This window comes from Streptomyces gilvosporeus (assembly GCF_002082195.1).
Classification (GTDB): Bacteria; Actinomycetota; Actinomycetes; order Streptomycetales; family Streptomycetaceae; genus Streptomyces; species Streptomyces gilvosporeus.
Map to the genome: position 1 here is coordinate 6,663,753 of NZ_CP020569.1, position 13,281 is coordinate 6,677,033.

10 protein-coding genes and 1 riboswitch are annotated in these 13,281 nt (G+C 72.1%); of the genes, 6 read left to right on the plus strand and 4 right to left on the minus strand.

The window, feature by feature from the left end; translation table 11 throughout:
- Positions 1–132: 132 nt before the first annotated feature.
- Both B1H19_RS29785 and B1H19_RS29790 read right to left on the minus strand, forming a co-directional pair.
- Positions 133–1,140, minus strand: a complete 1,008-nt coding sequence (locus B1H19_RS29785) for a sucrase ferredoxin (protein WP_083107811.1) — start codon at positions 1,138–1,140, stop codon at positions 133–135.
- A gap of 58 nt (positions 1,141–1,198) precedes the next feature.
- Complete coding sequence (locus B1H19_RS29790; protein ID WP_083107812.1) at positions 1,199–2,446, minus strand: citrate synthase family protein; 1,248 nt, start codon at positions 2,444–2,446, stop codon at positions 1,199–1,201.
- Positions 2,447–2,558: 112 nt separating this feature from the next.
- On the opposite strand from B1H19_RS29790, the gene B1H19_RS29795 reads away from it, so the two are divergent.
- Both B1H19_RS29795 and B1H19_RS29800 read left to right on the plus strand, forming a co-directional pair.
- Positions 2,559–3,725 carry a citrate synthase/methylcitrate synthase gene (locus B1H19_RS29795; protein ID WP_083107813.1) on the plus strand — a complete coding sequence of 389 codons (1,167 nt, stop codon included), beginning with the start codon at positions 2,559–2,561 and terminating at the stop codon, positions 3,723–3,725.
- A gap of 127 nt (positions 3,726–3,852) precedes the next feature.
- Complete coding sequence (locus B1H19_RS29800; protein WP_083107814.1) at positions 3,853–4,959, plus strand: CobW family GTP-binding protein; 1,107 nt, start codon at positions 3,853–3,855, stop codon at positions 4,957–4,959.
- 55 nt (positions 4,960–5,014) lie between these two features.
- Here the strand turns inward: B1H19_RS29800 and B1H19_RS29805 are convergent, their stop codons facing one another.
- Positions 5,015–7,462: a DNA gyrase/topoisomerase IV subunit A gene (locus B1H19_RS29805; RefSeq protein ID WP_083107815.1), complete on the minus strand. Its 2,448-nt coding sequence runs from the start codon at positions 7,460–7,462 to the stop codon at positions 5,015–5,017.
- Positions 7,463–7,752: 290 nt separating this feature from the next.
- On the opposite strand from B1H19_RS29805, the gene B1H19_RS29810 reads away from it, so the two are divergent.
- From B1H19_RS29810 to B1H19_RS29825, 4 genes are all read left to right on the plus strand, one after another.
- On the plus strand, positions 7,753–9,105 hold the full coding sequence (locus B1H19_RS29810) for a M16 family metallopeptidase (RefSeq protein ID WP_083107816.1): 1,353 nt from the start codon (positions 7,753–7,755) through the stop codon (positions 9,103–9,105).
- Positions 9,106–9,143: 38 nt separating this feature from the next.
- Positions 9,144–10,511, plus strand: coding sequence for a M16 family metallopeptidase (locus B1H19_RS29815; RefSeq protein WP_203237384.1), 1,368 nt, complete (start codon positions 9,144–9,146; stop codon positions 10,509–10,511).
- Positions 10,512–10,748: 237 nt separating this feature from the next.
- A riboswitch (cyclic di-AMP (ydaO/yuaA leader) is annotated at positions 10,749–10,903 on the plus strand.
- 13 nt (positions 10,904–10,916) lie between these two features.
- On the plus strand, positions 10,917–11,705 hold the full coding sequence (locus tag B1H19_RS29820; protein ID WP_083107817.1) for a M23 family metallopeptidase: 789 nt from the start codon (positions 10,917–10,919) through the stop codon (positions 11,703–11,705).
- Between the two features lie 241 nt (positions 11,706–11,946).
- A complete protein-coding gene (locus tag B1H19_RS29825) occupies positions 11,947–12,636 on the plus strand; it encodes a GntR family transcriptional regulator (protein ID WP_203237258.1) in 690 nt (229 codons plus the stop codon).
- A gap of 305 nt (positions 12,637–12,941) precedes the next feature.
- On the opposite strand, the gene B1H19_RS29830 is transcribed toward B1H19_RS29825, so the two are convergent.
- Positions 12,942–13,223 (minus strand): HPr family phosphocarrier protein, encoded by a 282-nt coding sequence (locus B1H19_RS29830; RefSeq protein ID WP_083107819.1) that lies wholly within the window; start codon positions 13,221–13,223, stop codon positions 12,942–12,944.
- Positions 13,224–13,281 lie beyond the last annotated feature (58 nt).

Sequence of the window (13,281 nt, forward strand, 5' to 3'; positions counted from 1 at the left end):
CTACTGGGGCGATTCGGCAACGCCGCGTGGGGGTACCCCCAGCGTTAGCTGGGGGAGTGCCGTGCCAGGCGCCGCGGGCCCGGCCAGGACCCATCGGACAGACCCTAGGCGAGGCGGGAGCGGCCGCCCGCGTCACGCGACCGGAACGACGAGGGAGGAGGCCCAAGTCGGTGAGTGGGTGTCGGCGACGGCCGAGACGGAGGTGACGGTCATACGCGCCGGTGGACCGAGCGGTGCACCACAACTGGCGGGCGCCGGCGCACCGTCGGCCCGCTGCTCCACCGCGACGCGCCAGGCACGGCCGTCGGTGTGCACGACCGAAACGGACCAGGCGGGCGCGTCTCCCGCGGCCGGTCCGCCGACGGGCGCCCGGTCGCCGCGCCCCGGTTCGGGCCGTACCGCGTCGGTCCGCACGACGTCGAGTGCGTCCGCCCGCTCCTCCCCGATCAGCTCGCGGACCGCGAGGTCGGCGGCCTGCGCCGGCCGGTCCCAGGCCGAGCGGCCACGGCAGTGGTCGAGCCTGATCCGGCCGTCGCGCGCCGCCTCCACGGCGTCCTTGACGAGAGGAGCCGACGCCCGCCCGTAGGCGTAGCCGTACGGGAGGACGAAGAGCGTGGGGGAGAAGCGGTGGCCGCCGATGTGCGTCACCTCCCAGGCTTCGGCTCCGCCGGCGGCGAGCTCGGCGGCCAGCGGTCGGCCGAGGAGCGCACAGCAGCGGTCCCGCTTGCCGTTGGTGCAGACGAGGACCAGGGGCTCACCGGTGTACGGGTCCCAGACGCCGCCGTGGTTCCCGGCCCCCAGCGCGGCGAAGTCCAGCCGGAGGACGTCCCGCGGGTCGGTGACGGTGGTGGTGCGGATCCAGGAGCGGCCCGGGGCGGTGTGCGCGACGAACAGCCGGCGCCGGGAGAGGTCGTGGCAGTCGGCGTGCCGTCCGGGGCGCCGGATGAGAGCGACGCGTACGCCCGTACCGTCTGCCGCGGCTTCCACGGCGCGGCCGATCTGCGGATCGAGGTGGCTGTGCGTCAGCGCATCGGCACCCCAAGGGCCCGGTTGCTCGATGAGCAGCCAGGTGCGGGCGGTGGCTGCGGTCCCGGCGACAGGCTCGGCCGATTCGCGGGAGGCGGTAGCGCAAGTGCTCACGAAGGTAAGCCTAACCTGAGTTACTGCGGAGGGCCTGTCGGACCGAGGGTGCCCTCGGTCACGGCAGCGGCTGTGGCGGGCGCGGGCCGTTGTACTGCCCGCGCAGACGCATGCGCAGCGGGCGTTCCGCGTACTCCTCCAGTGCGTGCGCGATCCAGCCGGCGGTCCGGGCGACGGCGAAGACGGTTTCGCCCGCCTCGGCGGGCATCCCCGCCGACACGGTCAGCACCGCCAGCGCCAGGTCGACGTTGGCGTGCAGTGCGGTGTGCCGGGCGGCGGTGCCGACCACCCCGCGTGCGGCCTGCAATGCCGACCGCGCCTGCGGTACGTCCTCCAGGAGCGCGAAGAGCGCACGGGCCCGCGGGTCTTCGCCCGAGTAGAGGGGGTGGCCGAGGCCCGGCATACGGCGCCCCGCCCGCAGGTGGTCGGCCACCACAGCGGCCGCGCTGCCGCGCTCCAGTACCTCCAGCAGCATGCGGTGGGCGAGCCCGCTCGCGGCGCCGTGCAGCGGGCCGTCCATCGCCCCGAAGCCGGCCGAGACGACGGCGTACGGGTGGGCGTGCGCCGAGGCGGCGGTGCGCACCGCAAGCGTCGAGGCCGCGAGGTCGTGGTCGATGAGCAGCACCAGGGCGGCGTCCAGCACGCGGAGCGAGGCCGCGTCGCCGGGCGCCGCCGTCAGCCGCGGCCACAGCCGTTCGGCGAGCGTCTGCGCGCCGGACGGTTCGGGGCCGTGCGGCGGCAGGGCCTCGACGAGGGTGGGGATGAGGCTGCGAGCGGTGTCGAGAACCGCGTCCTCGGACAGGTCGAAGCGGAGCGGGTCGGCGGCCGCGGCGGCGATCACGGCGACGCGTAGCCGGTCCATGGGGCCGCTGTGCTCCGGCAGCGACGCGGCGGCGCGGCGGGCCGCCGAGAGCGCGTCCTGCGGCGCCGTGAAGTGCGTGCCGCGACGCAGGTCGCCGGTCCACAGCCACTCGGCGACCTCCTCGTAGCGGTAGGCGGCGGCGAGCTCCGTGGCCTCGACGCCGCGGAAGTAGCAGCGGTCGCCTTCGATCAGCGTGATGCCCGTCCCCATCGCCCATTCGCCGCCGGCGCCCGACGGCTCCCGGCGGCCGCTGCGGCGCGCCAGGGCGTCGACCTCCTTCGCGTCGAAGGTGCTGCCGCGGCCGCCCGGTATGCGGCGGCTGGTCAGCTGGCCGCGACTCACATATGCGTACACCGTCTCGGGCTTCACGCCGAGCCGGTCGGCCGCCTCCCGGGTGCTCAGGCGCTGCTCGGACGTGCCATGAGCCCTGTCGTGATCCGCCATGAGGTCACCGTATCCGGCTCGACTGACATTGATTCAATCAATATTGACACGCATTGAGTCATGCATGGACAGTCGGATCAATGTTTGGGAGGAAGAGCGAGGAGAACCTGTCATGCCGACCACCGAGATCAACGCCCCCATGGACGCGCCCCGAGGGCTCGCCGGCGTCGTCGTCACCGAGACGGAGCTGGGGGACGTCCGAGGTCGCGAGGGCTTTTACCACTACCGCCAGTACTCCGCCGTGGAGCTGGCCACGGCCCGGACCTTCGAGGACGTCTGGTACCTGATGTTCCACGGCCGGCTGCCCGATGCCGCGCAGCTGGCGGCGTTCACGGCCGAAACCGCCGCGCTGCGCGGGCTGCCCGCCGCCGTACGGGAGGCCCTGCCAGCCATCGCCCGGGCCGGTGCCCACTCCGGTCCGCTCGCCGGACTGCGTACCGCGCTGTCGCTGCTGGGCGCGACGGCGGACTTCCGGCCGCTGTACGACATCGACACCGATCGCCGCCGCGCGGACGCACTCGCCGCCTGCGCGGCCGTACCGACCCTGCTCACCGCGCTGCACCGGATCGGTCGGGGCCGGCAGCCGGTCGAGCCGCGCGAGGACCTCACGTACGCCGCCAACTACCTGTACATGCTCACCGGCCAGGAGCCGGAGCCCGAGCAGGTCCGGGCGATCGAGTCGTATCTGATCTCCACCATCGACCACGGCTTCAACGCCTCGACGTTCGCCGCCCGGGTCATCGCGTCCACCGGTGCCGACCTCGCGGCCTGTCTGGTCGGGGCGATCGGTGCGCTGTCCGGGCCGTTGCACGGGGGTGCGCCCAGCCGTGCGCTCGACACGCTCGATGCCATCGGTACGCCGGACCGCATCGACGCCTGGGTGCGCGACCGGGTGCTGCGGGGCGAGCGGATCATGGGGTTCGGGCATGCGGTCTACCGCACCGAGGATCCGCGTTCCCGGATGCTGCGCGGTATTGCCGGGCAGTTCGGCGGACCGCGGGTGGAATTCGCCGTCCAGGTGGAGGCCGCGGTCGAGAAGCTGCTGGCCGAGCTCAAGCCGGGGCGGGAACTGCACACCAATGTGGAGTTCTACGCCGGGGTCGTCATGGAGCTGTGCGGGCTGCCGCGCGAGATGTTCACGCCGACGTTCTGTGCCGCGCGCGTGGTCGGCTGGAGCGCCAACATCCTGGAGCAGGCCGAGGACTCGAAGATCATCCGTCCGGCGGCCCGGTACGTCGGCCCGCCCCCGCCGCAGCCGCTGCCCGACGCCGCGGCCTGACGCATGCCGTGGGCGCGTGGTACGCCCCCACCGGTGGCGGGGGAGCGCCCATGGAGGTCCGTTACGATCGACAGCTCGTCCGCCGCCGGATCGTGCGGCCCGCCACCCGCTCCATGGAGGCGCCCCCTTGGCCACGCAACAGATTCCGGTCGTCGTGCTGGCGGGCTTTCTCGGGTCGGGCAAGACGACCCTGCTCAACCACCTGCTCGGTGCCGGCGCCGGTACCCGTATCGGCGCCGTCGTCAATGACTTCGGCAGCATCGAGATCGACGCGATGACGATCGCCGGGCAGGTGGACTCGATGGTCTCGCTGGGCAACGGATGCCTGTGCTGCGCGGTCGACACCAGCGAACTCGACACCTATCTGGAGCGTCTGGCCCGGCCCGCCGCCCGTATCGACGTGATCGTCATCGAGGCCAGCGGCCTGGCCGAGCCCGAGGAACTCATCCGGATGATCCTCGCCAGCGAGAACGACCGGATCGTGTACGGCGGGCTGATCGAGGTGATCGACGCGGCCGAGTTCACCGTCACCCGCACCCGTCATCCCGAACTCGACCGGCATGTGGGCATCGCCGATCTCGTGGTGCTCAACAAGGCCGACCGGATTGCCGACGGGGCGCGCCGGCAGCTCCTGGACACGCTCGCGGACCTCGCACCGGGCCGGCCGGTGGTCTGTACGGCCTACGGGCGGATCGACCCGGAGCTGTTCTTCGACCGTGGCGCGGGCGAGGACCGCGCAGCGGGCATCAGGCAGCTGTCGTTCGAGGATCTGCTCCGGGAGGGCGCCGCAGGGGAGCCGGACGGGGATCCGGGCCACCTGCACGACGGGCATCACGGTCACGACCACGCCCCGGGTGAGCCGTGCCCTCATCTTCATGCCGCTTACCAGAGCGTGGAGTTCACCTCGGGGGAGCCGATGAACCCGCGGCGGCTCATGGAGTTCCTCGACAGCCGGCCCACCGGCCTCTACCGGATCAAGGGCTTTGTCCACTTCGATGTCCCGGGCAGCCGGCAGAAGTTCGCCGTGCACGCCGTCGGGGACTTCCTGCGCTTCTACCCCTCGCCCTGGGGACGTGACGAGGAGCGCAGCACTCAGCTCGTGCTGATCGGCAGCGGGGTCGATGCGGAGGCGCTGCGCAAGGAGCTGGCGGCGTGCCGCGAGGCCGCGCCGGAGGAGACCTCCGAGCACAGCATGTGGGGTGTGCTGCGCTACGTGGCCGGCCGCGAGGAGTGACGGCGGGCGCCGGCCGGCCCCGAAGGACCGGCCGGTCACCCGCCGGCGAACGTGCCTACACGGGCCCCGCCAGCGTCGCCACCTGCTTGGCCAGGGGGACGCCCGAACCGTCGCGGCGCGGGTCCACGTCCGGCAGCGGCACCGGGGCGCCCTTGGCGTCGGCCGCGCGGACCGGAGCGGGGCCGGCCCAGGCCAGGGTCAGGCAGTCCTCGCCCTTCAGGAACCGCTGGCAGCGCACACCGCCGGTCGCGCGGCCCTTGCGCGGGTACTGGTCGAACGGGGTGAGCTTGGCGGTGGCCACCGAGTCGTCCAGGGTGCCGTGCGAGCCGGCGACCGTGAACACCATGGCGTCCACGGCCGGATCGACCGCCGAGAAGGCGATCACCTTCGCGTCCGCGCCCAGCTTGACGCCCGCCATACCGCCCGCCGGCCGGCCCTGCGGCCGTACCTGCGACGCCGGATAGCGCAGCAGCTGCGCCTCGCTGGTGATGAAGACCAGGTCCTCCTCACCGGTGCGCAGCTCCGCCGCGCCCACGATGCGGTCGCCGTCCTTGAGGGTGATGACCTCCAACTCCTCCTTGTTGGCCGGATAGTCGGGCACCACCCGCTTGACCACGCCCTGTTCGGTGCCGAGCGCCAGGCCCGGCGAGGACTCGTCCAGCGTGGTCAGGCAGATCAGCTCCTCGTCGTCCCCCAGGGCGAGGAACTCCGAGATCTGCGCGCCACCGGAGAGACTGGGCGCCGTGGCCGTCTCCGGGAGCTGCGGCAGATCGATCACCGCCAGCCGCAGCAGCCGCCCGGTGGAGGTCACCGCGCCCACCTCGCCGCGGGTGGTGGCGGGCACCGCGGAGACGATCACATCGTGCTTGACCCGCTTGGCCTCCGCGTCGAAGGGCACCTCCCCGGTGACCGTACGCGCCAGCAGCCCCGTTGAGGACAGCAGCACCCGGCACGGGTCGTCGGCGACCTCCAGCGGCACCGCGCCGACCGTCGTGCCGGCCGACTCCAGCAGGACCGTCCGCCGCTCCGTGCCGTACTTCTTGGCGACCGCGGCCAGCTCGCCGGACACCAGCTTGCGCAGCTCCGCGTCCGACTCCAGGATCCGCGTCAGCTGCTCGATCTCCTCCTGGAGCCGGTCGCGCTCCGACTCCAGCTCGATACGGTCGAATTTGGTCAGCCGGCGCAGCGGGGTGTCGAGGATGTACTGCGTCTGGATGTCGCTCAGCGAGAAGCGCTCGATCAGCCGCTCCTTGGCCTGGGCGCTGTTGTCGCTGGAGCGGATCAGGCGGATGACCTCGTCGATGTCCACCAGGGCGGTGAGCAGGCCCTCGACCAGGTGGAGCCGGTCGCGCCGCTTGCCGCGCCGGAACTCGCTGCGCCGGCGCACCACCTCGAAGCGGTGGTCGACATAGACCTCCAGCAGCTCCTTGAGGCCCAGTGTCAGCGGCTGGCCGTCCACCAGGGCGACGTTGTTGATGCCGAAGGACTCCTCCATCGGCGTGAGCTTGTAGAGCTGCTCCAGGACGGCCTCGGGGTTGAAGCCGTTCTTGACCTCGATGACCAGCCGCAGGCCGTGCTCGCGGTCGGTGAGGTCCTTGACGTCCGCGATGCCCTGGAGCTTCTTCGAGCCGACCAGGTCCTTGATCTTGGAGATGACCTTCTCGGGGCCGACGGTGAAGGGGAGTTCGGTGACGACCAGGCCCTTGCGACGGGCGGTGACGTTCTCCACCGTGACCGTGGCGCGGATCTTGAAGGTGCCGCGGCCCTTCTCGTACGCGTCCCGAACGCCGCCCAGGCCCACGATCCGGCCGCCAGTCGGCAGGTCCGGGCCCGGGACGAAGCGCATCAGGGTGTCGAGATCGGCGTTCGGGTGCTTGATCAGATGGCGGGCGGCGGCGATGACCTCGCCGAGGTTGTGCGGCGGCATGTTGGTCGCCATCCCGACCGCGATGCCGGAGGCGCCGTTGACCAGGAGGTTGGGGTAGGCGGCGGGGAGGGCCACCGGCTCGTGTTCCTGGCCGTCGTAGTTCGGCGTGAAGTCGACGGTGTCCTCGTCGATGGACTCCGTCATCAGGGACGTCGCCGACGCCATCCGGCATTCGGTGTAACGCATCGCGGCGGGCGGGTCGTCGTTGCCCAGCGAGCCGAAGTTGCCGTGGCCGTCCACCAGGGGCAGCCGCATCGAGAACGGCTGCGCCATCCGGACCAGGGCGTCGTAGATGGACGCGTCGCCGTGCGGGTGGAGCTTACCCATGACCTCGCCGACGACCCGGGCGCACTTGACGTACGACCGGTCGGGCCGCAGGCCCATCTCGTTCATCTGGTAGAGGATGCGGCGGTGCACGGGCTTGAGGCCGTCGCGGGCGTCCGGCAGGGCGCGGGAGTAGATGACCGAATACGCGTACTCAAGGAAGGAACCCTGCATCTCGTCGACGACGTCGATGTCGAGGATCCTCTCCTCGAAGTCGTCCGGCGGCGGGGTCTTCGTGCTGCGGCGGGCCATCGCGGCTGCGGCTCCTTCTGCTGCGTCTACTACCGATGTGGGAACTACACGGTCGGTCGGTCAGGACCCGTGAGTCGTCCGAGTCTGCCTGAGTCTGACGCGGACCATTGTGGACCGCCCCACTGACAACGCCGACCGCGACTCCCCTTTCCCGGCGTCAAGGCCACCGCGCACGCCCTGCGCGCGCCCTCCGTACGGGTCCGCTCGACGGGGAACTTCGCCAGATGTCGGCGCGGTTGCATACAGTGACAGGACTTCCTCGCAAGCGGATCGAAGGGACGTACATGCCCATGGGTCACACGGCCACAGAACAAGCCGGCTCCGGCGGCCTGACAGCGACCGAGCACCGGCTGGCCAACGGCCTGCGCGTGGTGCTCTCCGAAGACCACCTGACGCCGGTCGCGGCGGTGTGCCTGTGGTACGACGTCGGCTCCCGCCACGAGGTCAAGGGCCGTACGGGCCTGGCTCACCTCTTCGAGCACCTGATGTTCCAGGGGTCCGCGCAGGTGAAGGGCAACGGCCACTTCGAGCTCGTCCAGGGCGCCGGCGGCTCGCTGAACGGCACCACGAGCTTCGAGCGCACCAACTACTTCGAGACCATGCCCGCCCATGAGCTGGAGCTCGCGCTCTGGCTGGAGGCGGACCGGATGGGCTCGCTGCTGACCGCCCTGGACGACGAGTCCCTGGAGAACCAGCGCGACGTCGTCAAGAACGAGCGCCGCCAGCGCTACGACAACGTCCCCTACGGCACGGCCTTCGAGAAGCTCACGGCCATGGCGTACCCGGAGGGCCACCCGTACCACCACACCCCCATCGGGTCGATGGCCGATCTGGACGCGGCCTCCCTGGAGGACGCGCGGGCGTTCTTCCGGACGTACTACGCGCCCAACAACGCCGTCCTGTCGGTCGTCGGGGACATCGACCCCGAGCAGACGCTGGCCTGGATCGAGAAGTACTTCGGCTCGATCCCCTCGCACGACGGCAAGCAGCCGCCGCGTGACGGCTCGCTGCCCGACGTCATCGGCGCGGAGCTGCGCGAGGTCGTCGAGGAGGAGGTGCCCTCCCGCGCCCTGATGGCGGCCTACCGGCTGCCGCACGACGGCACCCGGGAGGCGGACGCCGCCGACCTCGCGCTGACCGTCCTGGGCGGCGGCGAGTCCTCCCGGCTCTACAACCGCCTGGTGCGCCGCGACCGCACCGCCGTCGCCGCCGGCTTCGGCCTGCTGCGGCTGTCCGGGGCGCCGTCCCTGGGCTGGCTGGACGTGAAGACGTCCGGCGGCGTGGAGGTCCCCGAAATCGAGCGCGCCGTCGACGAGGAGCTGGCCCGCTTCGCCGAAGAGGGGCCGACCCCGGAGGAGATGGAGCGCGCGCAGGCCCAGTTGGAGCGCGAATGGCTCGACCGCCTGGCCACGGTCAGCGGCCGCGCCGACGAACTGTGCCGCTTCGCCGTCCTGTTCGGCGACCCGCAGCTTGCGCTGACCGCCGTCCGGCGCGTCCTGGACATCACGCCCGAAGAGGTGCAGACGGTCGCCAAGGCCCGGCTGCGCCCCGACAACCGCGCGGTGCTGGTGTACGAACCCACCGAGCCGACCGCCCCGGCCGACGCGGCCGCCGACACCGAGAAGGAGGAGGCGGACCGGTGAGCGACGCCCCCACCCGCGCAGATTCCGCCATGACCGCCATGGAATTCCACCCCCAGCCCAAGGGCGGCGCGCCCCGGCCCTGGGCCTTCCCGGCCCCCGAGCGTTCGCAGCTGCCCAACGGGCTGACGCTGCTGACCAGCCACCGCCCCGGCCAGCAGGTCGTCGCCGTCGAGATCAACCTCCTCGCCCCTCTGGAGGCCGAGCCCGAGGGCCTGGACGGTATCTCCACGATCATGGCGCGCGCCCTGTCCGAGGGCACCGACAAACACGACGCCGAGGAGTTCGCCGCCGAGCTGGAGCGCTGCGGCGCCACCCTGGACGCGCACGCCGACCACCCCGGCGTACGGGTCTCCCTGGAGGTGCCGGCCTCCCGGCTGTCCCGCGCGCTCGGCCTGCTCGCCGACGCGCTGCGCGCCCCCGCCTTCCCGGACAGCGAGATCGAGCGCCTGGTCCGCAACCGCCTGGACGAGATCCCGCACGAGCTCGCCAACCCGGCGCGCCGGGCCGCGATGGCCCTGTCCAAGGAGCTCTTTCCGGCCACCTCCAGGATGTCGCGGCCCCGTCAGGGCACCGAGGAGACCGTCGCGGGCATCGACGCCGCGGCCGTCCGCGCCTTCTACGACGCCCACGTACGGCCCGCCACGGCCACCGCCGTGGTCGTCGGCGACTTCACCGGCATCGATCTGGACGCGGCGCTCGCCGACACCCTGGGCGCCTGGAGCGGCTCCAGCGCCGAGCCGCTGAAGCTCTCGTCGATCACCGCCGACGACAGCGGCCGCGTGGTGATCGTGGACCGCCCCGGTGCCGTCCAGACGCAGCTGCTCATCGGCCGTATCGGCGCCGACCGCCACGACCGGGTCTGGCCCGCACAGGTCCTCGGCACGTACTGCCTGGGCGGCACCCTGACCTCCCGGCTGGACCGGGTGCTGCGCGAGGAGAAGGGCTACACCTACGGGGTGCGGGCCTTCGGCCAGGTGCTGCGCTCGTCCGCCGACGGCAGCGGCGCCGCGATGCTCGCCATCAGCGGCTCGGTGGACACCGCCTCCACCGGGCCGGCGCTCGAGGACCTGTGGAAGGTGCTGCGCACCCTGGCGGCGGAGGGTCTCACCGACGCCGAGCGGGATGTCGCCGTGCAGAACCTCGTCGGGGTCGCACCGCTGAAGTACGAGACCGCGGCGGCCGTCGCGGGCACCCTCGCCGACCAGGTCGAGCAGGACCTCCCGGACGACTTCCAGGCGCAGTTGTACGCCCGGCTCGCCCAGACCGGCACGGTCGAGGCGACCGCGGCCGTCGTCAGCGCCTTCCCGGTGGACCGGCTGGTGACGGTCCTGGTGGGTGACGCGGCGCAGATCGCCGAGCCCGTGAAGGAGCTCGGCATCGGCAAGGTGACGGTCGTCAGCGGCTGAGACCCGCCGGGCCTGACGAGCTGTCAGCGCCGGTCGTCGACACGGCGACCGGCCGCACACCGGCTCCCGTGGTGCATGTCCGCCACGGGAGCCGTGGCATGTCCGAAAGGCGTGGCCGATTGCCCCTCAATTCTTGTGGCGTGGCGCACAAACTGCCGGTTCTGTTTGCCGAGGGAAAGTTGCCCCGATTAGCGTCGGTCCGGCTGTTCGTCACAAGACCGCCACAACAGTGGCACCGAACAGTCATCGCCGAGTCCCCGTACGGCGCGAGCCAGGGGAGCCGGGGACCCACACGTCCCTGGGGTGAATCGGGCGCCTCCCACGAGGGGCCCGTAGGAGACCTTCCTGCTCCGAACCCGTCAGCTAACCCGGTAGGCGAGAAGGAAGGAAAGGACAAGCCAGCAGATGGCGTTCACCCGTGCCACCGGGAAACATCGTGGTGCGAGCCGCACGGCTCGCCGGACCCGCAAGATAGCCGGTACGGCCTCCCTCGCGGCCACCGGCATCGTCGCCTCCATGGCCGCGCCCGCGCTCGCCGCCCCGGCGGCGGCGCCGGCCGAGAGCACCGGCCTCCAGCAGGCCGTCGTGATGGGCGACGAGCTCGCCGGACGCGTCGCGGCGCAGGCCGATGCGCAGGAGGCCGCCGCCGCGCAGGCGAAGGCGGAGGCCGTGGCCCAGCGCGCGGCCGCCGAGGCCGCGCGGCGCGCCGAAGCCGCCGAGAAGAAGGCCAAGGCGGAGCGGGAGGCCAAGCAGCGCGCGGCCCGCGAGGCGGAGCGCAAGCGCCTCAACGCCTTCGTCGCGCCCGTCGCCGACTCCTACGTCTCCACCGGCTACAAGGCGTCCAGCAGCCTGTGGTCCTCCGGCAGCCACACCGGCATAGACTTCCACGCCGCCACCGGCACCTCCGTCCACGCCGTCGGCGCGGGCACGGTCGTCGAGGCCGGCTGGGGCGGCGCGTACGGCAACAACATCGTGATCAAGATGCACGACGGTACGTACACCCAGTACGGCCACCTGTCCTCCATCGGGGTCTCGGTCGGCCAGAGCGTCACCCCGGGGCAGCAGATAGGGCTCTCCGGTGCCACCGGCAACGCCACCGGCCCGCATCTGCACTTCGAGGCCCGCACCGGCCCGGACTACGGCTCGGACATCGACCCCATCGCCTACCTGCGCGCGCACGGCGTCGACGTCTGAGGCCGCAGCGCCCCGGTGAAGCCCCGGCCGCCGGCCGGGGCTTCGGCGTACCCGGCGAACGGCAGGGGGCACGGGACGGGCGGCGGACGGCGGGGAGAGCGCACCCGCCGTTCCCGCCCCTGGCCAAAAAATATCCATGAATTCCGGGAGTCCGTCGGAAAAGTGGTCCCCGTCGAATAGAGTCATTCAAAACCCGCCGATCGGCGGCGTTTTCCCGGGGATTACGGCGGAGGCACGGACGATGCGAGGCCATCTTTCCGCGCATGCGGTGTGCACGGCGATTCGCGACGACATCGTCTCCGGTGCGCTCGCGCCGGGGAGCCGGCTGGTCGAGGAAATTCTCGCGGCCCGCTACGGCGTCTCCCGGGTCCCGGTCCGCGAGGCGCTGCGCACCCTCCAGTCGGAGGGCTTCGTCACCACGCGCCGGCACGCGGGCGCCTGCGTCGCCGAGCCCACCGAGCAGGAGGCCGCCGATCTCCTGGACATCCGCGCCGTGTTGGAGCCCCTGGGCGCCGCCCGCGCCGCCGTCCGCCGCAGTCCCGCGCATCTGAAGGTGCTGCGCGGTCTGGTACGGCTCGGCCGCGAGCGGGCGCGCCACGGTCACGCCGCGGACCTGCGCCAACTGGACGGCTGGTTCCACGAAACGCTCGCCCAGGCGGCCGGCAGCCCCAGCCTGACGGCGCTGCTCACCCAGCTGCGGCGCAAGGTCGAGTGGATGTACACCGTGGAAGGGGCGCCCCGCGCGGGCGAGTCCTGGGACGAACACGGCGCCGTGCTGGACGCGGTGGCCCGGGGCGACGCGGAACGCGCCCGCGCCCTGATGGCGGCTCATATCGAACGCTCCCTCCCGGTGCACCGGTTGCGCCGCCCCGCCCCGCCCGCCGTGAGGGATGCGAAACGGCCCGTCAACACGGCGCGCGCCCGCAATTAACATGCGGGCTGTATACAAAGGGGCGGGGAAAGAGCGCGATACACGGGGAGTGCGATACACGGGGACGGGGAAAAGAGCGCGGTGCGCGCGGCCCGGTGTGCCGTGTTTCCGGGTCATGTAATTGGCCGGGCAATTCCACCGGATTGATTCCCGGGTAATTCGGCCCGGAATTTCGGCGTGCCCGTACGGGAAAACTCCCGGAGTCGCCCGCCCCCGCCCCCACACGACAACGACCCCGCCACGGCGACCATTTCCGGTCACCGCCGCGGGGTCGCGGACAGTGCGAACGGGAGACCCTGACGGACTCAGACCGTCTCGGGCAGCTCCTCGAGGCCCTCGGCGACGAGCTTCGCCAGGCGGTCGAGCGCGGCCTCGGCGCCCTCGGCGTCGGAGGCCAGGACGATCTCCTCGCCACCCTGGGCGCCCAGGCCCAGGACCGCGAGCATGGAGGCCGCGTTGACGGGGGTGCCATCGGCCTTGGCGATCGTCATCGGGATGCCGGCCGCGGTGGCCGCACGGACGAAGATCGAAGCGGGGCGGGCGTGCAGGCCCTCGGCCCAGCCGACATTGACGCGGCGCTCAGCCATGGTGATGCCCTTCAAGTCGCGTGACAGTTGTCTAGACCATTCTTGCACGCTGCCGGGA